Below are 22,619 nucleotides of genomic sequence, written 5' to 3'. Positions count from 1 at the left end.
CCGGCGGCCCACCGCCTGGCCGCTGGCCACGTCCGTGGATTGCGGCGTCCTGCCCATCTGCTCGATCAGCTTGATCGAGACTCTACTGGAACATGCCGCTTTCAACGCAGAAGGTGACCAGTTCCTGGTCGGTCTGCACGTTCAGCTTGCGCATGGCCGAGATCTTCTGGCCGCTGACGGTCTTGACGCTGCGCTTGAGGCTGTCGGCCACCTGCATCATCGATTCGCCGCGGATGAAGTGCCGCAGCACCTCGAATTCCTTGGGCGACAGGCTGTTGATGCGCTCGCCGATGAACTTGCTGCGGGCCGCCAGCGTGCCGTCGCGCTGGAAGCCCGGCGGGTAATACTTGCGGCCCAGTTGCAGCGCATGCAGGGCAGTGACGATCTCGCCCAGGTTGTCGTGCTTGAACACCACCGCGTCGACGCCGGCGTCGTACAGCGCCGAGATGATCATGGGGTTGGACACCATGGTCAGCACCACGATGCGGGTGTCGGCGTAGTGCCGGATCAGGTACTTGATCAGGCGGATGCCATCGCCGTAGATCTCGTCGCCCGGCATCGAATAGTCGGTGATGACGACGTGGGGCTGATCGCGCGCCAGTTGCTCGACCAGCGCGGTCGGCGTACCCAGCGTGGCGACGACGTCGAAGCTCAGGTCTTTGTGCAGCAGGTCGGTCATGGCCATCAGCACCAGCGGGTGGTCGTCGGCGATGACGATGCGGAGTCTTTGCATGCGGGGTGCAGTCAGGTGGGCCGGTTGGGCATACGGATTATTCTGCACCAGGATCCGGACATTGAACCAGAATGTTGCGAGGCCGGGCGTAAGACGAAATCGTATGGTCCACGGCCGGCCCCGGCCATAAGAAGAATCTCAAAAACAGGGACGCTAACGTGGACCCACGGAGTCCGCGGGTTCTCGCCGGGGTTTTTGCCGGATTCGTCCGAGCGAGCGGGCGGATTGAGAATTTTCTTGTTCAATCGTCTGGCGCCGTTTGGCACCATCCTCGTCGTATCCGCTTCCGTCTCGCGGCGCGCCAGGCCGCGCCCGGCATTGCGGCGCTCCCGCGCCCACACGAGGTTCCATGATGTCTTCCTCCACACGCCGCGTCTGGCCGGCGCCTGTGGCCCGGCTTCACCATGGGTGACGCCGTTTCCCCGTGGCCCCCGCGCGAGGAATCCCTGTTCCTGCGGTTCCAGCCGGTGTTCACGGCGCAGGGCCGGGTGCATGAATACGCGGTGGCCGGCAGCCTGATGCCGGCGCGCGGCGGCGGGCCGGGCCTGTTGTCCCAGCGCGCCCGCTTGCGGGCCACCGCCGCCTTCGCCGCGCAGTTTTCCATTCCCATCGACTTTTCCTTCGAGCACGCCCTGGCCGCGCCTGACGACACCGACCTGGCGCGGCGTCTGTGCGCCGACCTGGATATCGGCCTGATACGCGATTTCCTGTGCTTCGGCGCGCCCGACGCGCTCACGGCGCCGCGCCTGTCCGGCCAGCGGCTGGTGTTCGACCTGCCCCTGATCCGGCGCCTGTCGCCCCACGCCACCGCGCTGGCCGGCTACACCGAATTCCGCGCCAGCCTGCGCACGCGTCTGTTGCCGGCCAGTTGCGGCGGCAAGTTCGTGCCCGGCGGCAGCCTGCGCGTCGAAGGGCTGACGGTGCGGATTCCGCGTGGGCTGGGCAGCGACCGCGCCCTGCAGCGCCGCTTTCTCTGCCTGATGGGGTGCGCCGCCAGCGCCAGGCTGACGCTGGTGGTGGACGCCATCGACGACATGCACGACTTCGTCTGGCTGCGTCGCCAGGACGGCCTGCTGTTCCGTGGCACGGCATTGTCCGCGCCGCTCAGCGCGCAATGCCTGGAGGTCTGGCTGCGCGCCGACGGCGATGCCTGGCGCAGCTTCAACGCCTGTATCGCGCGGCCTGGCTGGACCGACCGCCCGCCGCCCGGGAACTAGCCGTTTCACCCGGCCTGCAGGCGCCCCAGGATGAAGCCATCCACCGCGCTGCTGCGTCCGCGCCACAGCGTGGGTTGGCCCGCGATCGGGGTGCCGTCGGCGGTGAAGAACAGCGCGTCGGCCAGGTGGATGTAGTTGGGCAGCGGCTCGGCCGGTTGCGGCAGGCGGAACACATCGCCCAGCTCGGCCAGCGACGTACGCACCGCTTGCCGCGCCGGCGGCTCCATGTCGGACAGCGAATCGGCGAAGGCCGCGGCGAAGCGGTCGAAATACTCCGCGCCCGACACGATCGAGCCGGACACCAGCATGCCACCCATCTGCAGCGTCACGCCAATGCTTTCCAGCTGTCCGCCGTTGTTCACCAGGTTCACCAGGAACTGCAGGAAGACATCGGCCGGGGGCGTGGGCGGGGCGGGGGATCTGGGGGTGTCGAGGGTCGGGTCGAGACTCATGGCGGCGCATGCTCCGGAATAGGTAAGGGTGACACAAGATACTTGAAGCCGGGCCGGCGCGCATCGGGTGCAATCGGCTGATAAGCGCGGCGATCAGGCGCCTGTCCCGGGCTTCGCCCGGCCGCGATTGCAGTAACTTGCGGACAATCGAGACCCTGCATGCAAAGGCCATTCATGATTGCCATCGATCCCTCGTCCGCCACCCGGTCGTCCGCCACCCGCCAGTCCGCCGCCGGGGCGGACCCCGGCGCGTTCCGCGCCGCCTTCGCCGACGCGCGCCAGCGCGGCGCCTCGGCCCTGGCCGGCGGCCTGGCCGGCGCCGCGCCGTCCGGCGCATCCGAGTCCGAGCAGGAATTCCTGGACTACGCGTCCATGTCCTTGCAGGACAAGATGTTCTACGCCGCGCTGGCCTCGCTCGGCATCTCCAAGAAGGACTACGACGCCATGTCGGCGGCGGACAAGCTCAAGATCGCCGACAAGGTGGCGCTGGCCCTGCGCCAGCTGGCCGAAGCCGAACAGGCCAAACAGGCCGAGCGGGACGGCCGCGCCGTCTGACCTCGCGGCGCTCGGCCGGGAGCGCCTTGCGCATCAAGGCGCCGGGGGCCGCCGTCCGGCGTGCGCGGCCGGGTCGGATTCGCGCGCGGCATGGCGTTCCAGCATGCGTGCCACCCGTTCGCCCGCCTGCCGCAGGCGCTGCGCCAGCGCGGTCGGCGCCAGCACATCGAATTCCACGTCCAGCGTCATCAGCCAATACGCCAGCGCGTCCGGCGACTGCCCGGCGCAGCGCAACAGGCAGCGGTCCTCGTCCAGCGCTTCCAGTTCGCCGGCCCACGGCGGAATGCGCGCCGCCATGGCCGCGCGCGGCGCGTGCAGGACGACGCGGGCGTCCTCGGCGTTGGGCGCGTGGCCCACGGAGCGCGCCACATAGCCGCGCAGGTCGCCGCCATCGGGCGGCGGCCGGGGACGAAAGTGCGCGCCCGGTGTCACCGCGCCGGCGATGCGGTCGAGCCGGAACGTGCGCCAGTCGTCGCGCGCCGGGTCCCAGGCCACCAGGTACCAGCGCCAGCCCGTGTGCGCCAGTCCCTGCGGTTCGACCTGGCGCGTGCTGGCCTGGCCGCGGCCGTCGGTGTAGTCGAAGCACACGCGCAACTGGTCGCGGCAGGCGGCGGCCAGCGCGGCCAGCAGGCCGGCATCCACCAGCGGCGTGTGGCGCGCCAGCGGCACCAGCGCCGAGCGCAGCGCATCCATCTTGTGGCGCAAGCGGGCGGGCATCACCTGTTCCAGCTTGACCAGCGCCCGCAGCGCGGCTTCCTCGATGCCGGCGACCGTGCCGGTGGCGGCGGTGCGCAGGGTGATCGCCACCGTCAAGGCTTCGTCGTCGTCCAGCAGCAGGGGCGGCAGCGCATGCCCGGCGCGAAACGCATAGCCGCCCGCCACGCCGCTGCTGGCCTGGATCGGGTAGCCCAGCTCGCGCAGCCGGTCGATGTCGCGCCGCAGGGTGCGGGGGTGGACTTCGAGCGCCTGCGCCAGTTCGCCGCCCGCCCAGTGGCGGCGGGTTTGCAGCAGCGCAAGCAGGCGCAGGAGGCGGTTGCTGGAGGTAAGCATGGCGTCGACGATAAAACCCATCGAGGGCGGAAACTGTCCGCAATGGATTCTACAGTTCATCCCGTCGCCAGCGGCCATGGGGCCGCGGCGGGAATCCCTCGAACGGAGTCTGTTCCATGTCTATCGTCTTCTATTGGCACCCCCAGTCCAGCGCCTCCCCGATCGCCGCCGCCCTGGAGGAACTGCAAGTCCCGCACGAACGCGTGAAGGTGGACATCCGCGCCGGCGAGCAGCGCCGGCCCGAATTCCTGGCGATCAATCCGAATGGCAAGGTGCCGACCCTGACCGTGGACGGCGCGCCCTTGTTCGAGGGCCTGGCGATCCAGCTGTGGCTGGGCGAGCAATGGGGCGTCGAACGCGGCCTGTGGCCGGCGGCCGGCACGCCGCAGCGCTTGGCCGCCATGTCCTGGTGCGCCTGGGCCTATGTGTCGTATGGCGCGGTGCTGTGGCGCCTGTTCCATGTGGGCCATGGCGAGGCCGGCCAGCGCGACCCGGGCCAGGCCGAACGGGCGCTGGCCGATCTGGATTCGCTGCTGGCGGTGCTGGACGGACATCTGGCGCGCCAGCCCTGGATGCTGGGCGCCGAATATTCACTGGCCGATCTGGTGGTGGGGTCGGTGATCGGCTACAGCACGATGCTGGGGGCGCCGGCGGCGGCGCACCCCAAGGTGCAGGCCTGGCTGGGCAAGGTGCAGGCCCGGCCGGCCATGCAGATCGACCGCTGAAGCCGGCCCGCGCGCGGCGCGCTTACCAGCCCCAGCAGGTGCCCGCGGCAGGCTTGCCGCAGGCGCGGTAGTTGACCGCGAACCACAGCTTGCCGGCGCCGCGCGGGCTGCCATCGGACTTGACGTCATTGCGCGGCAGTTCTTCCAGTGTGTCGCGCGCCGTCTTGGTGGGCGAACCGCTGGGCGCGCCCGCCACCAACGCAATGCGGCCCAGGCTGGCGGCCGTGCGGTCCTGGAACACGATGTCGGTGTCGGCCAGCGCACTCATCTTCAATGCGGCGTTGCGCACCGCGGCGGCATAGCCGTCGTTGGCGCCGGTGGGCGCCAGCGCCGAACTCAACGTGCTCACCGTCAGGATCTGCGCCGGCGTGGCCGGGGCCGCCATGGCGTATTGATCCAGGCCCGCCAGCTGGCCGCCGGCCACCTGGCGGCGCAGCCAGTCGCCCCACAGGAATTCAGCGAACTCGGGCAGGTTGCCGTTGCTGTAGGCGATGTCGCGGGTGAAGTACACCAGCGAGCGGTAGCGGTCTTCCTGCATGCCGCCGGCTTCCTGCGCATTGGCGATGCCCAGGCGCGTCGGCAGTTGGTCCACCGTGATGGGCTGGTTCTGGCCATCGCGCAGCCAGGCCTTGCGTTCATCGACCATGCGCTGCCAGAACGCGGCGGCGGTGCCGACGGTGCTGTAGTTGGCGTCGACCTTGACCCACACCGGCAGCTTGGGGCCGCCGTCGGCGATCTCGCGCAACGACGAGAAGGTGTGATGGCCGTCGGTCAGGTACAGATTGCCATCCCAGCCGACCACCACGGTCTTCAGGCTGGCGGGGTCGGCGCCCATGGCGGCGGTGCAGCCGAACGTGGCGGGCTGGTCCAGGCGCGCGGCCTGCAACTGCGCGATGGTGGTAAAGGGCTGGGACGTGGTGGCGCCCATGTCTTCGCAGTAGTCGCTGAACTTCTTGCCGACCGTGCGGTTCAGGTAGTCCAGCTGCTTGACCGGGTCGGCGGCCCAGGTCGGGCGGTTGAAGTCGCCTTGCCAGCGGCCCAGCTTGTAGTAGATCTGGTCGTAGCCGATCGCCGCCTGGGTCGGACGCAGTTCTTCGATGCGCACCTTGAGCACGTCGCCGGATTTCGCCGCGAGGTAGGCCTGGTTGCGCGTGTCGACCGGCGGCGCCGGGGTTTCGGTCACGGGGCTGGTGACAGGGCTGGCGCCGGGAGCGTCGTCGTCATCGCCGCCGCCGTTGCAGGCGGCCAGCAGCAGCGGCAGCGCGGCCAGGGCCAGGATCCTCAGGGCGGGGCGCCAGCGCGTGGTCAACGGTCGGGGCAGGTCGGGGCAAGGCGTGCGGGTCATGAGTGCGGGGGGCTGGATTCGGGAAGTATCCAATGATGACAGCATCGTGTTTCTCGTTCATTGCACCGTCACGCGACGGACATGGCGGGGACCTGCCCCGCAGCGGGCGAGCCGCCTGGGCGCAGGCAGCATGACGCCGCCCGGGGAGGCGGCCCGCCGACGAATGCGCGCAGGGGCTGGCGGTGCGGACGCCGCCGGTCCGCATGAGGCGCGTCAGCCCCCCGCGCGAAACCGCGCTTTTCGCGCATCCTTGCGGCGCGGCACGGCGTTGCCCCTAGCCGCGCTCACGCGCGGCCAACAGGGACAGCGCCACGGCCAGCCAGGCCGCGCTCAACGGTCGCGGCGTGTCGAAAGGCAGCCACGATGTGGCCGCCAGGCCCAGGCCCAGCAGGCTGTAGTAGCCCAGGCCGAACAGGGCGCCGGCGCGGCCCAGGCAGTGGCCATAGCGGCGCAGCGCCGGCCCCAGCAGATTGGGGATCGCCAGCCCATAGCCGACGAACACCGGCAGGGCCGCGACCGCCCACCACCAGCCGGGTTCCGGCCGCCAGGCCACGGCCAACGCCTGCCCCGCCGCGCCCAGCGCGACGCAACGCAGGCCGTAACGCACCCGCATCGCCGCGTCCGCCGTGGCGGGCAGCCGACGATTGCAGGCCGCGCCCAGGCTGCCGGCCAGCGCCACGCCCAGGCCCACCCAGCCGAAGCCCAGGCCGGGCAGGGCGCCCGTCATGAATGGTCCGGCGGCATAAAACGAAAACACCAGCAGGTTCAATCCCGCCACCCGCAGCACCGCCAGACGCAATGCGCCATCGGCCAGCATCTGGCGCGCCAGCCGTGCCAGGGGCGCGGGAGCGGTCACGGCCGGCCGGGTTTCGCCCCAGCGCCAGGCGACCGACCCCAGCAGCGCCGCCACCGCCGCCGCGATCGCCGCCAACACGCCGGGATAGCCCTGCCGGTCGGCCAGCAACTGGCCCGCCAGCGGCCCGACGGCGGGCGACCACGCCAGCACCGCGCCCAGCGTGACGAAGTAGCGGGTCAGCCGCGCGCCGTCCAGGCAATCGCGCAGCACGGTCTGCGTCACCACCGAGCAGGCCGCCAGTCCCAGCGCCTGCAGGAAACGGCCGGCCAGCAACCAGGGATAGGCCGGCGCGGCCAACGCGCACAGGGTGCCCGCCAGTCCCAGGGCCAGGCCCGCCAGCATCGCCGGTCGCCGGCCCCGGACGTCGGCCACATGGCCCCACAGCAGCACCCCGGCGGCGAAGCCGACAAAGAAGATGCCCATGACCGGTTGCGTGGCCGCGGCGTCCAGTCGCCAGTGGCGCGCCAGGTCGGGCAGGGCGGGGGCGAGGATGGTTTCGGCGATCTGCGGCAGCGCCAGCAGCGCGATGACGAGCCACGCCGGCGGCAGGGCGCCGGGGGCCGATGATGAGAAGGAAGGGGAAGACATGGTGTCGCCGTCACGCAGAAAAGACGCTAGCGTAGGCGCGCCGCGACGCGCAAAATCACGTCATTGCGCCACAAAACATCGCCAATCGGACATGCCTGTCTATTCCCCCACCGCCGTCGAGGATCCGGATACCGTCGCTTGCCCCGTCGTGGGCATGGCGATCGACACGCGCGAGCACGCGTCGGACTGGCACGCGCATCGGCGCACCCAGCTGCTGTACCAGGTGGAAGGCGGTGTCACGCTGTACCTGGCCGACCGGGTCGGGCAGTTGGCGCCGCTGCAGGCGGCCTGGCTGCCGGCCGGTTGCGTGCATCGCACCGCCATGCACGGAACGTTTGCCTATCGCAGCCTGTATTTCGACGTCTCCGTCTATCCCGACCTGCCGCGCGAGCCCCGCATCCTTGACGTCAATCCGCTGCTGCGCGAGATGATCGTGCGCATCACGCACTGGCCGTCGGATCGCGCCCTCGACGCGCCGCGCGCGCGCTTGGTGGGCGCGCTGCTCGATGAACTGGCGGCGGCGCCGACGGCGCCCCTGCATCTGCCCATGCCGCGCGACCGGCGGCTGGCGCCCATTGCGCGTGAATTGCTGGAGAATCCGGCCTGCCCGCTGTCGATCGACGATTGGGGCCGGCGGGTGGGGGCCAGCGGCCGCACGCTGGCGCGGATGTTCCTGGCGGAAACCGGCCTGCCCTTCACCCGCTGGCGCGCGCAATGCCGCCTGTTGACGGCGCGGGCCCGGCTGGCCGAAGGCGCTTCTGTGACCGAGGTGGCGCATGCCGTGGGCTATGCCAGCGACAGCGCCTTCATCGCCATGTACCGGCGCGCCTACGGCGAGCCGCCAGGGCGCCGGCGGCGCCGGCGCGATTCCCTGCCTTAGAACACGTGGCGGATGCCGACGCCGGCCGCGGTGCTCTTGAGGCCGTCGATGAACGCGTAGTCCTTGCCGTACGAACCGTAGGCGTACAGATTGGTGCGCTTGGACAGGTCGTAGGTGTAGCCCACGCTCCACACGTTCATGTTGGCGTCGCCGCCGGTCAGGCGGTCGTTGGACGGCGACACGTGCTGCCACGATGCGAACAGGCTGCTGGCGCCGCCCACGGGCATCGTCGCGCCCAGCATGTAGGCGTTGGCCTTGAAGCCGTCGACGTAGCGGTTGGTGCCGAACTCGTCGCTGAACGGCGTGCCGGCCGGCAGGTCCTGGCCGACAAACCAGCCATCGGTGGTGCGGCCGTAGGCGGCGGCCAGCTTCACCACTTCGAGGTCGTACGACACGCCCACGGCGTACTGGCGCGGCGTGGCGTCATGGTCGATCGACGCGCGGTTCGAGCCATTGAGCTGGTCGTAGGTCAACGTGACATTGACCGGGCCTTCCACGTAGCGCAGGCCGGCGGTGATGCCGCGCGAGTTGTCGGCGGTGCGGAAACGGGTTTCGTCGCTGTTGGTATCGTCGACGTTGAAGGAGTAACCCGCGGCGAACTGGAAGCCGCTCATCGAGGGGCTGCGGTACATCACCATGTTGTCCCAGCGCATGGTGTTGGCCGCGCTGAAACCCAGGCCCAGGTTCGATTGGGTATAGCTGGTGTAGAAGGGGTCGATGTCGGCCAGGTAGTTCGAGCCGACCGTGGCCTGGCGGCCGAATTCGATCGTGCCCCAGGCGTCGTTGGCCAGCCCGAGGGTGGCCTGGCGACCAAACAGGCGACCGCTCTGGCCGCGGGTGCCGTTGCCCGAATCGAAACCGCTTTCCAGCGTGAACACGGCGCGCAGGCCATCGCCCAGGTCTTCGGATCCGCGCAGGCCCCAGCGGGAGCCGGCCTGGATGCCGTTGATCATGCCGAGCTTGCTGCCGTCATAGCCATTGCCCTTGATCTTGTTGTAGCCAATGCCGGTGTCGATGACACCATAGAGAGTGACTGACGTTTCTGCCTGAGCGACGCCTGCAAAAGTGGTCAACATTGCGGCTGCGAGCAGCGTCTTTTTCATCCGTAGAACTCCTGTAGTGAGGTGGGAAAAAAAACAAAGGGAACAGCAGTCAGGCATGATGCCGATTGCGGTTCCCGAGACGCATTGTAGGTCAAAAAGTCCTATTTTCTGACAAAAGGCGGGGATTTCTGGCTATTTTGGGTGATCGGTGGGCGGCGCTGGATGGCTTTCCGGAAGTCGCGGCGCGGGTCTCTGACACGGCTTGGCCAGCTCGATCCGGCGGCGGTTGACATGCAAAAAGCGCCGCCGGGGGGATGCCCCGGCGGCGCTTCGAAGGCCGTGCGCCGAGTGTGTCGACGCGGCCCGGTCGCGGCTTAGAACAAGTGACGCACCCCTACGCCGCCCGCGGTGCTCTTCAGGCCGTCGATGAACGCATAGTTCTTGCCGTACGAGCCATAGGCGTAGACGCTGGTGCGCTTGGACAGGTCGTAGGTGTAGCCCACGCTCCAGACGTTCATGTTGGCATCGTCGCCGCTCAGCAGGGCGTTGGACGGCGAAACGTGCTGCCACGAGCCGAACAGGTTGCTGGCGCCGCCCAGGGGAATGGTGGCGCCCAGCATGTAGGAATTGGCCTTGAAGCCGCTGGCGTAGTGGTAGCTGCCCAGCTTGACGTTCGGCAGGTCCTGGCTGACGAACCAGCCGTCGGTGGTGCGGCCGTAGGCGGCGGCCAGCTTCACGACTTCCAGGTCGTACGAGGCCGCCACGGTGTATTGTCGCGGCGTGGTGTCGTGGTCGAATTCGACCGGCCTGCCCCCGATGATCAGTTGCTCGCCATCGGCGTCGAGTACACGGGCCTGATTCGAGCTGTTGATCTGGTCGTAGGTCAGCGACACGTTCAAGGGGCCGGTGACGTAGCGCAGGCCGGCCGTGATGCCGCGGGCGTTGTCGCTGGTGCGGAAGCCGCTCTGGTTGCCGTCGGTGGCGTCGACATTGAAGGAGTAGCCCAGCGCGAACTGGAAGCCGTCGGTCCAGGGGCTGCGGTACATGATCATGTTGTCCCAGCGCATGGTGTTGGCCGCGCTGAAGCTCGTGCCGATGTTGGCCTGGGTGAAGCTGGTGTAGAAGGGGTCGATTTCCGCCAGGAAGGTGCCGCCGACGGTGGTCTGACGGCCGAATTCGAGCGAGCCCCAGCTGTCGTTGGCCAGGCCGATGGTGGCCTGGCGGTTGAACAGGCGGTTCTGCTGCGACTGGCCGTTACCCGAGTCGAAGCCGCTCTCGACCGTGAACATGGCGCGCAGGCCGTCGCCCAGGTCTTCGCTGCCACGCAGGCCCCAGCGCGAGCCGGCCTGGACGCCGTTGATCATGCCGAGCCGGCTGCCGGTCACGTCTTGCATGGTGATGCTGCCGGTCTCGTCCCGGGAGGGGAAGTCGCCGGACACCTTGTTGTAGCCGATGCCGGTGTCGATCACGCCGTAGAGCGTGACCGAGGTTTCCGCCTGGGCGACGCCGGCGAAAGTGGTCAGGATGGCGGCTGCGAGCAGCGTCTTTTTCATCGGAAGAACTCCTAGAGAGGTAAAGGGCGGAAGAACGGACCCGTGAGCCGGGAGTCCGACGGGTTCCGGTTGCCCGTGTCGATTGCACCGGGCCATTCTCCGGTAAGTTCGGTGAATGACTGGCTATCCTGCTTTCTTCTAGGACGGATCTGAGACAGGTTCGCCACGGTGGCGCGCGCGGCTGCTGGAACGAGGCGCGGGACCTCGCCGGCGCCTGGTCAGGGCGAGCCGGGAAGTCCGGGAGGAAGGGGGAAGGCGATCCGGGCGAGTGACGGACCGGGGGGGGGCGTCAGCGGCGCGCGCGCAGCCGCCGTTCTTCGCGCACCACGATGCCGGCGCCGACGATGATCATCGCGGCCAGGGCGTACCAGGTGATGGCGTAGACCAGGTGGTTGTTGGGGAAGGTCAGGGTCGTCAGGCCGCCGACCGGCGCCTGCGTCGGATCGCGGCCGGCGCCGGGGGCGGCGTCGGCGTCGATGAAGTAGGGCGCCATCTCGCCCAGCCCGCGCGCCTGGGCGATGGCGGGCAGGTCGCGCGAATACCAGAGGTTGGCGGCCGGATCGTTGTTGCGCAGGAAGCCGTTGCCCGGCTCGCCCATGCGCAGCAGGCCGTCGACCTTGACCGGGCCGGCGTCGGCCTCGGCCTGGCCGCCGGCCGCCTGGCGCTTGCGCCACTCGGGCAGCACGAAGCCGCGGTTGACCAGCACCGTGCCGCCGCCATCGGCCAGTCGCAGCGGCGTCATGACCCAGTAGCCGCTGCCCAATTCGGTGGCGGCCTGCACCAGCGTCTGCTTGTCGTACTGGTAGGCGCCGCTGGCCGACACGCGGCGGTATTCGGCGTTGTCGGAGGTCAGGGCCGGCCAGTCGGCGCGCGCGGGGGCGGGCGTGGAGGGCGCGTGCGCCCGCTGCTCCACCTGTGCGATCAGGTTCTGCTTCCAGGCCAGGCGATGCACCTGCCAGGTGCCAAGGGCGCACAGGCCCGCGAACAGCGCGACCGCAACCACGCCCAGGACGGCCAGGGTGGTTGCGCTGCGGGGATTGCGGGGGGTGTCGCCGGAATGCGTAGAGTCTTTTGTTGCCGCCATCACGTCAGGGCATATTCCGCATGTCGTGGATCGACATGGGCATCATGTTGGAGTTCAAGTGGTACATGATCCAGATGGATCCGCTGAGCGTGATCACGACCAGCACCAGCGTGAATATTAACGCCAACATGTTCCAGCCGCTTTCGGACTTGGCATCCATGTGCAGGAAATAGATGATGTGCACCACGATCTGCACCGCCGCGAACGCCAGGATGATCAGCGCCGTAGTGCGCGAGCTTTCGAACACCCGGTCCATCACCAGCCAGAACGGGATCGCGGTCAGGATGGCCGCCAGGATGAAGCCGGTGACGTAGCTTTTCAGGGTGCCATGGGCGGCGCCGTCGTCATCGTCGTGATGGCCGTGATCGTGGCCGTGGCCGGCGTGGTCGGCATGGGCGTTCATGGCAGCACTCCCATCAGGTAGACAAAGGTGAACACGCCGACCCAGATCAGGTCCAGGAAGTGCCAGAACATCGACAGGCACATCAGCCGGCGGCGGTTCTCGGGGATCAGGCCGTGCATGCGCACCTGCACCATCATCGTCACCAGCCAGACGATGCCGAACGTGACGTGCAGCCCGTGCGTGCCCACCAGGGTGAAGAACGACGACAGGAAGGCGCTGCGCTGCGGCCCGGCGCCGATGTGAATCAGGTGCGCGAACTCATACAGTTCCAGCGACAGGAAGCCCAGCCCCAGCAGGCCGGTGACCGCCAGCCAGCCCTGCGTGGCGCCGACCCGGTTGCGCCGCATCTCCAGCATGGCGAAGCCGTAGGTGATGGACGACAGCAGCAGCAGCGAGGTATTGACCGCCACCAGCGGCAGGTCGAACAGGTCGGCGCCGGACGGGCCGGCGGCGTAGTTGCGCCCCAGCACGCCGTAGGTGGCGAACAGGCAGGCGAAGATGAGGCAGTCGCTCATCAGGTACACCCAGAAGCCCAGCAGCGTGCCGTTCTTCGGGTGGTGTTCGCCGGCCACGTGGAACACGGGCTCGGCGGGCGGCGCGGCGCCGCCGTGCAGGGTGGGAGCCAGGGTATCAGACATGTTTCGCCAACAGGTGGGTGCGGGCGTCCTCCGTGCGCACGACCTCGTCGGCCGGCACGTAGTACTCGCGCTTGTAGTTGAAGGTATGGACGATGGACACGACGATCAGCGCGGCGAACGACAGCACCGCCAGCGGCCACATGTGCCAGATCAGCGCGAAGCCCATCACCACGCTGATGGCCGCCAGCACGATGCCGGCCCAGGTGTTCTTGGGCATGTGGATGGGGATGAAGCCGGCCTGCGGGCGCTGGTAGCCGTGCTGCTTCATCTGCCACCAGGCATCCTGGTCATGCACGCGCGGCGTGAAGGCGAAGTTGTAATTGGGCGGCGGCGAGGAGGTGGACCATTCCAGCGTGCGGCCGTCCCACGGGTCGCCAGTGAAGTCGCGCAGCGATTCGCGGCGGCGGTAGCTCACCACCAGCTGGATCAGGAAGCAGGCGATGCCGATGGCGATCAGGAAGGCGCCGAACGCGGCCACCTGGAACCAGATCTGCAGCGACATGTCCTCGAAATGGTTGACGCGGCGCGTCACGCCCATCAGGCCCAGCACGTACAGCGGCATGAAGGCGAAGTAGAAGCCCACCAGCCAGAACCAGAACGAGCACTTGCCCCAGAACGGATCGAGCTTGTAGCCGAAGGCCTTGGGGAACCAGTAGGTAATGCCGGCCATCAGCCCGAACAGCACGCCGCCGATGATGACGTTGTGGAAGTGGGCGATCAGGAACAGGCTGTTGTGCAGCGCGAAGTCGGCCGGCGGCACCGCCAGCAGCACGCCCGTCATGCCGCCGATCACGAAGGTGACCATGAAGCCCAGCGTCCACAGCATCGGCACCTCGAAGCGGATGCGGCCGCGGTACATGGTGAACAGCCAGTTGAAGATCTTGGCGCCGGTCGGGATCGAGATGATCATGGTGGTGATCCCGAAGAATGAGTTCACGCTGGCCCCGGATCCCATGGTGAAGAAGTGGTGCAGCCAAACCAGATACGACAGCACCGTGATCACGACCGTGGCGTACACCATCGATGCGTAGCCGAACAGGCGCTTGCGGCAGAAGGTGGCGACCACCTCCGAGAAGATGCCGAAGGCCGGCAGGATCAAAATGTAGACCTCGGGGTGGCCCCAGATCCAGATCAGGTTCACGTACATCATGGCGTTGCCGCCAAAGTCGGCCGTGAAGAAGTTGGTGCCGACGTAGCGGTCCATCGACAGCAGCGCCAGCACCGCCGTCAGCACCGGGAACGCCGCCACGATCAGCACGTTGGTGCACAGCGCGGTCCAGGTGAAGATCGGCATGCGCATCAGCGACATGCCGGGCGCGCGCATCTTGACGATGGTGACCAGCAGGTTCACCCCGGACAGCAATGTGCCGACCCCCGCGATCTGCAAGGCCCATATGTAGTAGTCGACCCCCACGTCCGGACTCTGCGCGATGCCCGACAAAGGCGGATACGCCAGCCAGCCGGTGCGGGCGAACTCGCCCACGAACAGCGACATCATCACCAGCACCACGCCGCCGGTGGTCATCCAGAAGCTGAAGTTGTTGAGGAACGGAAAGGCCACGTCGCGCGCGCCGATCTGCAGCGGCACCACGTAGTTCATCAACCCCGTGACCAGCGGCATGGCCACGAAGAAGATCATGATGACGCCGTGTGCCGTGAAGATCTGGTCGTAGTGGTGCGGCGGCAGGTAGCCGGTGGAATCGCCGAAAGCCACGGCCTGCTGCAGCCGCATCATGATGGCGTCGGCGAAGCCGCGCAGCAGCATCACCAGGCCCAGGATCATGTACATGATGCCGATCTTCTTGTGGTCGATGCTGGTGAACCACTCGCGCCACAGGTAGCCCCACTTGCGGTAGTAGGTGATGCCGCCCAGCACCACGATGCCGCCGATCGCCACCATGGCGAAGGTGGCCAGCAGGATCGGCTCGTGGAAGGGGATGGCGTCCCAGGTCAGGCGACCGAAGATCAGCTTGGTGAGGTCTGGTTGATCAGTCATCTCGGTTTCCAGGGCTCGGTTTCCAGGGGGAAGACCTTGATTTCACGCGATGCGACGCTGCGCCGGCGCGGCCGTGTGGGCTACAGCGCCAACTCCGCCGCCGAGGTGCACATGGCGCCGACATACTTGCGCGGCGGCGTATCGGCCAGGCCCAGGCGCTCGCGCGTGGCCTCGTCCAGGCTGGCGATGTTGCGCGCGCCGGGAATGCCCATGCCGCCGCCGGCGTCGATCGCCATGGCGTCCTTCATGCACATGCGGTTCGGTTCCACGCAGCGGTTGACGATGGCGTCGAACAGGCCGGGCGCGACGCTGGCGTAGCGCTGCACCGGGTTGCGTTCGCTGGGCTGCTCCAGTTTCAGGTAGGTGTCGCGGCCAAGCGCGGCGCCGGAGGCGCGGGCGTCGGCGATCCACTTGTCGAAGCCCTGCTGGTCCAGGCCGTGGAAGCGGAAGCGCATGCCGGAAAAGCCCGCGCCGCTGTAGTTGGCCGACAGGCCCTCGTATTCGCCGGGATGGTTGATGACCGCGTGCAGCGTGGTCTGCATGCCCGGCATGGCGTAGATCTGACCGGCCAGCGCCGGGATGAAGAAGGAGTTCATCACCGTGGACGAGGTGATCTTGAACTCGATCGGGCGGTCGACCGGCGCGGCCATTTCATTGACCGCGGCCACGCCCTGTTCGGGGTAGAGAAACAGCCACTTCCAGTCCAGCGCGACCACTTCGACCACCAGCGGCTTGGTGCCGGCCGGCACCTCGCGGCCTTCGGACAGGCGCGCCAGCGGACGGTAGGGATCGAGCTGGTGGGTGCTGACCCAGGTGAGCGCGCCGAGCGCGATGATGATCAGCAGCGGCGCCGCCCAGATCAGCAGCTCCAGCATGGTGGAGTGGTTCCAGTCGGGGTCGTAGTGCGCGTCGCGGTTGCTGGCGCGATAGCGCCACGCGAACAGGAAAGTCAGGAAGATCACCGGCACGATGATCAGCAGCATCAGGCCGGTGGAGATGATGATCAGGTTGCGCTGCTGCACCGCGATGTCGCCTGATGGCGAGAGCAATACCGCATTGCATCCGGAGAGCAACGGCAGGGCGGCTAACAGCAACAATCCGCGGAGCCTTGGGAAAGACGGCATGGCCATACCCCGAAACGTAACCGTGGGAGTTAAACGCAACACTACGCTGGAAGCCGCGAAAAATCTAGGGTAAAAAGAGCAAAAGTATGCACGGAAAGGCGTGCGGGGCAGGGCCGGGCGAGATCGCGCCGCGGTCCACGGGGCCTTGGCGCATGTGTGTACGAGTGTGTTGCAAAAAGCGTAGACAAGGCGTTTTTCAAAACCTCCTTTCAGCGAGCACTCACATGGCGACCACCACGCAGTATCCCGGTCATGCCTCCCCCTTGCCCGGTCCGGGCGCGACAGGGGGCGCGGCCAGCCACGCCAAGGTGGCGCCGGGCGAAATCGCCGTGGGGGTCGTTATCGGACGCGCCTCCGAATACTTCGACTTCTTCGTCTTCGGCATCGCCTGCGTGCTGGTGTTTCCACGGGTGTTTTTCCCGTTCGAACCGCAGCTCGAAGGCACGCTGTGGGCCTTTGTCATCTTCTCGTTCGCGTTCATCGCGCGTCCCATCGGCACTGCGGTGTCGATGGCGATCCAGCGGCGCTGGGGGCGCGGCACCAAGCTCACCATCGCGCTGTTCCTGCTGGGCACCGCCACGGTCGGCATGGCTTTCCTGCCGGGCTACAACGTCATCGGCTCGCATGCCATCGTGCTGCTGGCGGTGTTCCGCTGCCTGCAGGGGCTGGCCTTCGGCGGCTCCTGGGATGGGCTGCCGTCCTTGCTGGCCCTGAACGCGCCGCCCCAGCGCCGCGGCTGGTACGCGATGCTGGGCCAACTGGGCGCGCCCATCGGCTTCATGATCGCCAGCGCGCTGTTCCTGTTCCTGCACCTGACGCTGACCGAGGCCGACTTTCTCGACTGGGGCTGGCGCTATCCGTTCTTCGTCGCCTTCGCCATCAACGTGGTGGCGCTGTTCGCGCGGCTGCGGCTGGTGCTGACCGAGGAATACACGCAACTGCTCGAAGAAGGCGAACTGGAACCCATCAGCATCACGCAGATGGTGCGCGAGCAGGGTTACAACCTGTTCCTGGGCGCGTTCGCGGCGCTGGCCAGTTATGCGCTGTTCCACCTGGTGACGGTGTTCCCGCTGTCGTGGATCGCGGTCAGCGCCACGCAGCAGATCTCCGATGTGCTGATCGTGCAGATCATCGGCGCGGGCGTGGGCATCCTGGGCACCATCGCCTCGGGCTGGATCGCCGACCGCATCGGCCGGCGCACCACGCTGGGCCTGCTGGCCGCGCTGATCGGCGTGTTCGCGCTGTTCACGCCGTGGCTGCTGGGCGGCAGCCCCAAGGCGCAGGACGCGTTCATCCTGATCGGCTTCGCGCTGCTGGGGCTGTCGTACGGGCAGGCGTCGGGCACCGTCACGGCCAACTTCACCAAGCGCTTTCGCTATACCGGCGCCGCATTGACCACCGACATGGCCTGGCTGGTCGGCGCGGCCTTCGCGCCGCTGGTGGCGTTGGGGTTGTCGGCACGCTTCGGCCTGGTGGCGGTCAGCATCTACCTGCTGTCGGGCACCGCCTGCACGCTGCTGGCGCTGCGCATCAACAAGGCGCTGGAAACGCGTGACTGATGGGAAGAGGACGCCAGTACGCGGCAGCGACACGGGGACTTCGTTCAATTGGGCGCGTGCCCTGGTGCTGGGCGCGTTGCTGATCGCCATCGCCATGTATCGGCCGCTGGATCCGCAGGTCATTCCGGGCTGGTATCGCGCCGCGGGCGACGCGTTCTTCGTCATCGTATGCATGCTGGCCGCGGCGCTGGGCCGTGGCGCGGGCTTTCGCGATATCTGGTCGCGCGGCTTCGTCTCCGGTTTCCTGCTCTACAGCCCGGCCTGGCTGCAAGGCGGCACGCCGCCCGCGGCCGCGCCGTGGCTGCCGACCTTGCTGGTCGGACTGTTGCTCGCCAGGCCCTTGCTGTGGCTGTGCGAGGCGCTGTGGTGGCGGCGCGGGCCGCGCGGCGCCTGATCCTGGAAAAGACCGCCGCGCCCGAGGGCGCGGCAGGCGTGGCGCGGAACCGCTGGTCCGGGCTGTCCGCCCGCGTCGCGCCGGTCAAGGCCGGCGACCCTGCCATCTGGCCGCGTCCACTCAGCCGGCGTAGCCTTCCAGCACATTGGCGACGTTGGTGCCGACCTCGGCCACCGCGTAGCCGCCTTCCATGGTGAACACCGTTGGCAGGCCCAGCCGGGCCAGTCGCGCGCCCACCTGCAGATAGTCGGCGCTGCGCAGCTTGAATTTCGAGATCGGATCGCCTTCGTAGGTGTCCACGCCCAGCGCGATCACCAGCGCGTCCGGCTTGAAGCGGCCGATGGCGGCCAGGCCCTGTTCCAGCGCCTCGGTCCAGACGGCAAAGTCGGTGCCCGCCGCCAGCGGCAGGTTCAGGTTGGCGCCCAGGCCGGCGCCCTGGCCGGGTTCGTCGGCATAGCCCAGGAAGAAGGGATATTCGGTGGTCGGGTCGCCATGCACCGACACGGTCAGCACGTCGCCGCGCTCGTAGAAGATGCTCTGCGTGCCGTTGCCGTGGTGGTAGTCGATGTCCAGCACCGCGACGCGCTCGGCGCCGGCCTCGCGCAGCGCCTGCGCCGCCAGGGCGGCGTTGTTCAGGAAGCAGTAGCCGCCGAAGAAGTCGGCGCCGGCGTGATGGCCGGGCGGGCGCGTCAGCGCCATGGCGGCGCGCGGACCGTGACCGCCCGCGACCGCGCGCGCGGCGTCGATGGCGCAGGCCGCGCCGGCGGCCGCGGCTTCCCAGGTGCCCGACGTCAGCGGGCTGCCGCTGTCGAACGAGAACAGGCCGACGCGCGCGGCGAAGTTGCTGGGCGCGATGTCGTGGCGGAAGCCGCGCACCGGCCATACCGACGGCAGGATGTCGAGCTCGGCGTTGGCCGGGTCCAGCGCGATCCAGTCGGCCCAGGCGCGTTGCAGGAAGTCGACGTAGCGCGCGCTGTGCACGCGGCGGATCAGGTCCAGGTCGGGCGCGGCCGGCGCCCGCAGCGTGCCGATGCCGCGCTGGCGCAGGGCGTCCAGCACGTATTCGAGCCGGGCCGGGGTCTCGTGACAGGGCACCAGCTTGCCGCGGAACATTTCCTGGCGGCCATCGTGTTTGCCGTGGACGGGATTGTGGAAGATATGCACGGTAGCGTCTGTGGAAAAAGAGGAAGGGAAACTATAGCGGCCGCAGCGCGTACCAGGCGATGGCCGGCAGCTCGCGCAGGATCGAATACAGGTCGCGCGCCTCGGCGTAGCGGGGCGAGGCGCCGCCGACCTGTTGCACGCCATGGCGCTTGAGCGCCAGCATGGTGCGCGGCACATGGAAGTACTGCGTGATGGCCATGGCGCTGGCGTAGCCATGTTCGCGCATATAGGCGCTGGCGTGGGTGGCGGTGGCCCAGGTGTCGTTGCCGAGACTGTCGGCCACCACCTGGCCGGCCGGTACGCCGCGCGCGATCAGATAGTCGCGCATCACCGCCGCTTCGTCGTGGCCGGACGGATCGACGCCGCCGCTGACGAACAGCACGCGGCAGCGCGCGGCGGCGTAGCAATCGTAGGCGCGGTCGAGCCGGGCGGCCAGGCGCGGCGACGGGCGGCCATCGGGCGCCACGGTGTTGCCCAACACCACCGCGACGTCGGCCTCGGGACCGTCCGCCAGCAAGCCGGCGGCGATCAGGGCGCAGGCGGCCAGCAGGACGGCCGCGCACAGGCCCGCGCCGATGGCGCGGGCGCGGCGGCGCCAATGGGAGGCGGGGGCGGTCATGCCTGCGGGCGGCGGCGCGGGACCGGGATCATTGCCGTTTGGGGAAGGGCAGGTCGACCTCGACGGCGTTCGAGTAGACCGGCCCGGTCGCGGCGGCTGGGTCGGTCAGCACCACCACCAGGCGGTAGCGGCCCGGCGCCAGGTCGGGGAAGAACGGCACGTATTGGCCGTTGCCGGCGCTGACGCGGTAGCCGAAGTCGCCACGGTCATCCTGGCGCCACAGCACCGGGTCGTCGGCCCATTGGGCGACATGGGGCGCCGTCGCGGGCGGGGCGGGCCGCGCCGCGCTGTCGCCGTACGCGGGCCGGGGCGGCGCGGCGGCGTCCTTTTCGGCGGGCGCCGCCAGCGTCACCGGGGGACGCTGGTACAGGGGTTGCAGCGTGCGGCGGTCCTGTGAGTCGATGAACAGCAGCCAGACGCGCGGCGATTGCAGGCGCACCGAACCGGGGCCGAGATTGCTCACGTGCAGCGTGAAGCGTCCGGCGGCTTCGTACAGCGTGGTGCCGAGGTGGCCGAACACCGACAGCGCCAGGCCGCTGGCGGGCGGGCGTTGCGGCGGCGCATAGCGGTGCTTGTCGATCAGCAGGTCGGCGTAGCGGACCCACTTGGCCGGCGCATCCGCGTCCGCGCCGGCGAGGCGGACCTGCAGCCAGTGCGGCCGCAGCGCGATGATGTCGAGCCGGTCGCCCGCCTTGGCGGCCCGCGCCGACAGCGCCTGCACGTCGGGCGCGTCGTACAGGTCGAGCCGGTCGAAGGGCACCGTGCCGTTGCCGTCCAGCGGCCAGCCGTCGCCGTCGATCGCGATGTCCGCCACCGTGCCGTCTTCATGGAAGCCGTAGGTCAGGTCGAAGGCCGTGTCCTCCAGGTCGAACAGGGCCTGGGCGGTCCACCGCAGCGGCCGCGCCGTGCCGTCGGCGCGCAGCGCGTAGTCTTCGGTGCCGTTGCGATCGGCGCCATAGCGGCAGCCCGTCGTGAACGCCGCCCGCCTGGCGTCGAATACCGGATTGACGAAGCGGTGGCACGGGCTGGCGTCGGGCGCCGGGTGGACGATTTCCTGGAACCGGCGCTCCTGGGGACGGTACAGGAACAGCCGGGCATGGACCTGGCCCGCGCCGCCGCTTTGCCCGATGACCAGGTCGCGATAGCCGTCGTGGTCGATGTCGGGCGTCTCGAACACGTCGACCGTCTCGTCGTCCAGGCGGGCAAGCGCTTGCGGGGCGCCCTTGCCGACGCGCGCGCTGACGCGTTGCTCCGCGGCGCCGTCGATGTTCACCACCGCCCGCAGGCCCGGCTTGATGTCGTAGGCATGGTCACGGGCCAGCGCGCCGGCGCTGAAGCCGGCCAGCACCGCCGCGAGCAGGAACATTTTCAAGGAAGCGCCTCCCGGATTTCTTCTCGGCGCATTATGCCCGAGCGGCGGCGCCGCGCGCGGGCCGGGCAGAAGGTCGCGGCGGCCGGAAGTTCCTGGGTAGAATCATCGGATAGCTTGCGATGCGCGTGCCATGAACCTTCCGTTCCCCATCCGACAAGAATGCCCGCCGGGCGCCTGTATGTGCGACCGCGAACGGCTGCTGGCCGATCCGGCGGCGGACGTGCGCATCCTGCGGCTCACCAAGGAAGAGGAAAAGCGCCTGGTGGCGCGGCTGGAGAACATCGCCAGCCTGGAAGACCTGCGCGCCATGCAGGGCCGCATGCAGGCGCAGTTGGGCATCGTGGTGCGCATCGTTCCCAGCGACAACGAGGTGCGCACCTCGCGCGGCATCGCCATCCAGCTCGACGACCAGCCCGGCCTGTGCCGCAAGACGCGCACCTCGATTCCCGCCGCCATCCGCCGCGGCTTCGACAACCGGCCCGAGATCGTCTATGCGCTGCTGAACGAGCGCGACCTGCTGCACGGCACTTAAGGGGGCTGTGCCCCCGCCACGCCGGCGCATCGTCCACCTCATGACGCCATGGCGCCGCGCGGATGCCCGCGCCCTTGCCGGCGGTCGCCGCCCGGCGGGGGGGCTATCGCGGCGGGCGCCGTTCAGTGCCCGCGCGGCACCGGGCAGGGCTTGAGCGGGGTGACCATGGCCGGCGCGCGGCCCGCTTCAGGCCGGGTGTCCAGCTTCTTGCCGCTGCGTGCGGGGTAGGCCAGCAGCACGGCGCTGCCGGGAGCCAGAGTGGGCGCGTTGGGGCCGCCATAGGCCACCGTCCAACCGCGCACCGCCAGCGGCGCGAGCGTGTATTGCAGCGCCGAGCCAGGCGAGACGTGCGCGACCTTGCCGGCGAACAACTCCTCTTGCCGGGTCTCGGCGCCATTGACGGATTGGTAGGTGGCGATGCTGACGAGCGCCGCCGATTCGCCATGGCGGGCCAGGATCGCCGTTTCGTAGCGGCCGGGCGGGATGGCGCCGAGGCTGACCGTGATGTTGTCGCGCGCCTGGCCGCCCGCATCCAGCCGCACGCCGGTGACCTCGGCGCGCGCCAGCGGCGCCGAGCCGGTGTTGCGGACCCGCACGCTGTACTGCCCGGACGTGCCGGTCAGCGTGCACACCTCGACGCCATAGGGCGGTGTGCTTGCTTGCGCGGACGCCGCCGCCAGGACGGCGGCGGGCAGGATGGCGGCGCGGAATAGTCGGGACGGCACGGTACGCTCCTG

At 68.9% G+C, this 22,619-nt stretch carries 23 protein-coding genes; 7 read left to right on the top strand and 16 right to left on the bottom strand.

Going from position 1 to position 22,619, the window contains the following annotated elements; all coding sequences use genetic code 11:
- Window positions 1-82: 82 nt before the first annotated feature.
- The gene (locus ABFG95_RS10150) at window positions 83-733 is read right to left on the bottom strand and encodes a response regulator (RefSeq protein WP_049075889.1); all 651 of its coding nucleotides are present in this window, start codon (window positions 731-733) and stop codon (window positions 83-85) included.
- Between the two features lie 404 nt (window positions 734-1,137).
- Between ABFG95_RS10150 and ABFG95_RS10145 the strand changes: the two genes are divergently transcribed.
- Window positions 1,138-1,950 carry a hypothetical protein gene (locus ABFG95_RS10145; RefSeq protein WP_263898654.1) on the top strand — a complete coding sequence of 271 codons (813 nt, stop codon included), beginning with the start codon at window positions 1,138-1,140 and terminating at the stop codon, window positions 1,948-1,950.
- A gap of 5 nt (window positions 1,951-1,955) precedes the next feature.
- On the opposite strand, the gene ABFG95_RS10140 is transcribed toward ABFG95_RS10145, so the two are convergent.
- Window positions 1,956-2,402, bottom strand: coding sequence for a gas vesicle protein (locus ABFG95_RS10140; protein ID WP_174539047.1), 447 nt, complete (start codon window positions 2,400-2,402; stop codon window positions 1,956-1,958).
- Window positions 2,403-2,576: 174 nt separating this feature from the next.
- Here ABFG95_RS10140 and ABFG95_RS10135 point away from each other — a divergent pair, with 174 nt between their 5' ends.
- A complete protein-coding gene (locus tag ABFG95_RS10135; protein ID WP_049075886.1) occupies window positions 2,577-2,957 on the top strand; it encodes a hypothetical protein in 381 nt (126 codons plus the stop codon).
- Between the two features lie 33 nt (window positions 2,958-2,990).
- Here the strand turns inward: ABFG95_RS10135 and ABFG95_RS10130 are convergent, their stop codons facing one another.
- Entirely contained in the window at window positions 2,991-4,007 is a 1,017-nt protein-coding gene (locus tag ABFG95_RS10130) for a YafY family protein (RefSeq protein WP_054415483.1), read from the bottom strand.
- A 116-nt stretch (window positions 4,008-4,123) separates the two neighbouring features.
- On the opposite strand from ABFG95_RS10130, the gene ABFG95_RS10125 reads away from it, so the two are divergent.
- Complete coding sequence (locus tag ABFG95_RS10125) at window positions 4,124-4,732, top strand: glutathione S-transferase family protein (RefSeq protein WP_049075884.1); 609 nt, start codon at window positions 4,124-4,126, stop codon at window positions 4,730-4,732.
- Between the two features lie 22 nt (window positions 4,733-4,754).
- Here the strand turns inward: ABFG95_RS10125 and ABFG95_RS10120 are convergent, their stop codons facing one another.
- Together ABFG95_RS10120 and ABFG95_RS10115 are read right to left on the bottom strand one after the other, a co-directional pair.
- On the bottom strand, window positions 4,755-6,077 hold the full coding sequence (locus ABFG95_RS10120) for a ParB/Srx family N-terminal domain-containing protein (RefSeq protein ID WP_054415274.1): 1,323 nt from the start codon (window positions 6,075-6,077) through the stop codon (window positions 4,755-4,757).
- A 274-nt stretch (window positions 6,078-6,351) separates the two neighbouring features.
- Window positions 6,352-7,521: an MFS transporter gene (locus tag ABFG95_RS10115; protein WP_175144986.1), complete on the bottom strand. Its 1,170-nt coding sequence runs from the start codon at window positions 7,519-7,521 to the stop codon at window positions 6,352-6,354.
- A gap of 91 nt (window positions 7,522-7,612) precedes the next feature.
- On the opposite strand from ABFG95_RS10115, the gene ABFG95_RS10110 reads away from it, so the two are divergent.
- The gene (locus ABFG95_RS10110) at window positions 7,613-8,401 is read left to right on the top strand and encodes a helix-turn-helix transcriptional regulator (RefSeq protein WP_054415277.1); all 789 of its coding nucleotides are present in this window, start codon (window positions 7,613-7,615) and stop codon (window positions 8,399-8,401) included.
- On the opposite strand, the gene ABFG95_RS10105 is transcribed toward ABFG95_RS10110, so the two are convergent.
- The 7 genes from ABFG95_RS10105 to cyoA all read right to left on the bottom strand — a co-directional run bounded on the left by ABFG95_RS10105 (window position 8,398) and on the right by cyoA (window position 16,242).
- The gene (locus ABFG95_RS10105) at window positions 8,398-9,504 is read right to left on the bottom strand and encodes a porin (RefSeq protein WP_175144987.1); all 1,107 of its coding nucleotides are present in this window, start codon (window positions 9,502-9,504) and stop codon (window positions 8,398-8,400) included. The two genes, ABFG95_RS10110 and ABFG95_RS10105, sit on opposite strands and share 4 nt — an antisense overlap.
- 314 nt (window positions 9,505-9,818) lie before the next feature.
- Window positions 9,819-10,997, bottom strand: a complete 1,179-nt coding sequence (locus tag ABFG95_RS10100) for a porin (RefSeq protein ID WP_175144989.1) — start codon at window positions 10,995-10,997, stop codon at window positions 9,819-9,821.
- Between the two features lie 289 nt (window positions 10,998-11,286).
- A complete protein-coding gene (locus ABFG95_RS10095; protein ID WP_348995805.1) occupies window positions 11,287-12,081 on the bottom strand; it encodes an SURF1 family protein in 795 nt (264 codons plus the stop codon).
- Between the two features lie 4 nt (window positions 12,082-12,085).
- Window positions 12,086-12,484 carry a cytochrome o ubiquinol oxidase subunit IV gene (gene cyoD / locus ABFG95_RS10090; protein ID WP_054415283.1) on the bottom strand — a complete coding sequence of 133 codons (399 nt, stop codon included), beginning with the start codon at window positions 12,482-12,484 and terminating at the stop codon, window positions 12,086-12,088.
- Window positions 12,481-13,122, bottom strand: a complete 642-nt coding sequence (cyoC, locus tag ABFG95_RS10085) for a cytochrome o ubiquinol oxidase subunit III (RefSeq protein ID WP_054415284.1) — start codon at window positions 13,120-13,122, stop codon at window positions 12,481-12,483. Before cyoC ends, cyoD begins: the two co-directional genes overlap by 4 nt.
- On the bottom strand, window positions 13,115-15,118 hold the full coding sequence (gene cyoB, locus ABFG95_RS10080) for a cytochrome o ubiquinol oxidase subunit I (protein ID WP_054415286.1): 2,004 nt from the start codon (window positions 15,116-15,118) through the stop codon (window positions 13,115-13,117). Before cyoB ends, cyoC begins: the two co-directional genes overlap by 8 nt.
- 80 nt (window positions 15,119-15,198) lie before the next feature.
- Complete coding sequence (cyoA, locus tag ABFG95_RS10075) at window positions 15,199-16,242, bottom strand: ubiquinol oxidase subunit II (RefSeq protein WP_336728178.1); 1,044 nt, start codon at window positions 16,240-16,242, stop codon at window positions 15,199-15,201.
- Between the two features lie 224 nt (window positions 16,243-16,466).
- Here cyoA and ABFG95_RS10070 point away from each other — a divergent pair, with 224 nt between their 5' ends.
- Together ABFG95_RS10070 and ABFG95_RS10065 are read left to right on the top strand one after the other, a co-directional pair.
- Window positions 16,467-17,801, top strand: a complete 1,335-nt coding sequence (locus ABFG95_RS10070) for an MFS transporter (protein ID WP_348995804.1) — start codon at window positions 16,467-16,469, stop codon at window positions 17,799-17,801.
- A complete protein-coding gene (locus ABFG95_RS10065) occupies window positions 17,794-18,195 on the top strand; it encodes a hypothetical protein (protein WP_348995803.1) in 402 nt (133 codons plus the stop codon). Before ABFG95_RS10070 ends, ABFG95_RS10065 begins: the two co-directional genes overlap by 8 nt.
- A gap of 120 nt (window positions 18,196-18,315) precedes the next feature.
- On the opposite strand, the gene ABFG95_RS10060 is transcribed toward ABFG95_RS10065, so the two are convergent.
- Genes ABFG95_RS10060 through ABFG95_RS10050 form a run of 3 tightly spaced genes read right to left on the bottom strand, consistent with a single transcriptional unit; the run spans window position 18,316 to window position 21,344 of the window.
- Window positions 18,316-19,359 (bottom strand): histone deacetylase family protein, encoded by a 1,044-nt coding sequence (locus ABFG95_RS10060; RefSeq protein ID WP_348995802.1) that lies wholly within the window; start codon window positions 19,357-19,359, stop codon window positions 18,316-18,318.
- A gap of 31 nt (window positions 19,360-19,390) precedes the next feature.
- Window positions 19,391-19,978, bottom strand: coding sequence for a YdcF family protein (locus ABFG95_RS10055; RefSeq protein ID WP_100503343.1), 588 nt, complete (start codon window positions 19,976-19,978; stop codon window positions 19,391-19,393).
- A 28-nt stretch (window positions 19,979-20,006) separates the two neighbouring features.
- Window positions 20,007-21,344, bottom strand: a complete 1,338-nt coding sequence (locus ABFG95_RS10050) for a hypothetical protein (protein ID WP_348996041.1) — start codon at window positions 21,342-21,344, stop codon at window positions 20,007-20,009.
- A gap of 136 nt (window positions 21,345-21,480) precedes the next feature.
- Here ABFG95_RS10050 and ABFG95_RS10045 point away from each other — a divergent pair, with 136 nt between their 5' ends.
- Entirely contained in the window at window positions 21,481-21,882 is a 402-nt protein-coding gene (locus ABFG95_RS10045) for a hypothetical protein (RefSeq protein WP_049075855.1), read from the top strand.
- Between the two features lie 122 nt (window positions 21,883-22,004).
- On the opposite strand, the gene ABFG95_RS10040 is transcribed toward ABFG95_RS10045, so the two are convergent.
- A complete protein-coding gene (locus ABFG95_RS10040; RefSeq protein ID WP_054415294.1) occupies window positions 22,005-22,607 on the bottom strand; it encodes a hypothetical protein in 603 nt (200 codons plus the stop codon).
- Window positions 22,608-22,619: the final 12 nt, after the last annotated feature.

This window comes from Achromobacter sp. HNDS-1 (assembly GCF_040084795.1).
GTDB classification, from domain to species: Bacteria; Pseudomonadota; Gammaproteobacteria; order Burkholderiales; family Burkholderiaceae_B; genus Achromobacter; species Achromobacter ruhlandii.
The sequence above is the reverse complement of the archived record's forward strand: the minus strand, read 5'-3'. Positions and strand labels throughout refer to the sequence as shown.

Bases quoted from the DNA above. Each gene is read 5' to 3' on its own strand.
- ABFG95_RS10150 (WP_049075889.1), bottom strand. From the start codon at position 733: ATGCAAAGACTCCGCATCGTCATCGCCGACGACCACCCGCTGGTGCTG.
- ABFG95_RS10145 (WP_263898654.1), top strand. From the start codon at position 1,138: ATGGGTGACGCCGTTTCCCCGTGGCCCCCGCGCGAGGAATCCCTGTTC.
- ABFG95_RS10140 (WP_174539047.1), bottom strand. From the start codon at position 2,402: ATGAGTCTCGACCCGACCCTCGACACCCCCAGATCCCCCGCCCCGCCC.
- ABFG95_RS10135 (WP_049075886.1), top strand. From the start codon at position 2,577: ATGATTGCCATCGATCCCTCGTCCGCCACCCGGTCGTCCGCCACCCGC.
- ABFG95_RS10130 (WP_054415483.1), bottom strand. From the start codon at position 4,007: ATGCTTACCTCCAGCAACCGCCTCCTGCGCCTGCTTGCGCTGCTGCAA.
- ABFG95_RS10125 (WP_049075884.1), top strand. From the start codon at position 4,124: ATGTCTATCGTCTTCTATTGGCACCCCCAGTCCAGCGCCTCCCCGATC.
- ABFG95_RS10120 (WP_054415274.1), bottom strand. From the start codon at position 6,077: ATGACCCGCACGCCTTGCCCCGACCTGCCCCGACCGTTGACCACGCGC.
- ABFG95_RS10115 (WP_175144986.1), bottom strand. From the start codon at position 7,521: ATGTCTTCCCCTTCCTTCTCATCATCGGCCCCCGGCGCCCTGCCGCCG.
- ABFG95_RS10110 (WP_054415277.1), top strand. From the start codon at position 7,613: ATGCCTGTCTATTCCCCCACCGCCGTCGAGGATCCGGATACCGTCGCT.
- ABFG95_RS10105 (WP_175144987.1), bottom strand. From the start codon at position 9,504: ATGAAAAAGACGCTGCTCGCAGCCGCAATGTTGACCACTTTTGCAGGC.
- ABFG95_RS10100 (WP_175144989.1), bottom strand. From the start codon at position 10,997: ATGAAAAAGACGCTGCTCGCAGCCGCCATCCTGACCACTTTCGCCGGC.
- ABFG95_RS10095 (WP_348995805.1), bottom strand. From the start codon at position 12,081: ATGGCGGCAACAAAAGACTCTACGCATTCCGGCGACACCCCCCGCAAT.
- cyoD (WP_054415283.1), bottom strand. From the start codon at position 12,484: ATGAACGCCCATGCCGACCACGCCGGCCACGGCCACGATCACGGCCAT.
- cyoC (WP_054415284.1), bottom strand. From the start codon at position 13,122: ATGTCTGATACCCTGGCTCCCACCCTGCACGGCGGCGCCGCGCCGCCC.
- cyoB (WP_054415286.1), bottom strand. From the start codon at position 15,118: ATGACTGATCAACCAGACCTCACCAAGCTGATCTTCGGTCGCCTGACC.
- cyoA (WP_336728178.1), bottom strand. From the start codon at position 16,242: ATGCCGTCTTTCCCAAGGCTCCGCGGATTGTTGCTGTTAGCCGCCCTG.
- ABFG95_RS10070 (WP_348995804.1), top strand. From the start codon at position 16,467: ATGGCGACCACCACGCAGTATCCCGGTCATGCCTCCCCCTTGCCCGGT.
- ABFG95_RS10055 (WP_100503343.1), bottom strand. From the start codon at position 19,978: ATGACCGCCCCCGCCTCCCATTGGCGCCGCCGCGCCCGCGCCATCGGC.
- ABFG95_RS10050 (WP_348996041.1), bottom strand. From the start codon at position 21,344: ATGTTCCTGCTCGCGGCGGTGCTGGCCGGCTTCAGCGCCGGCGCGCTG.
- ABFG95_RS10045 (WP_049075855.1), top strand. From the start codon at position 21,481: ATGAACCTTCCGTTCCCCATCCGACAAGAATGCCCGCCGGGCGCCTGT.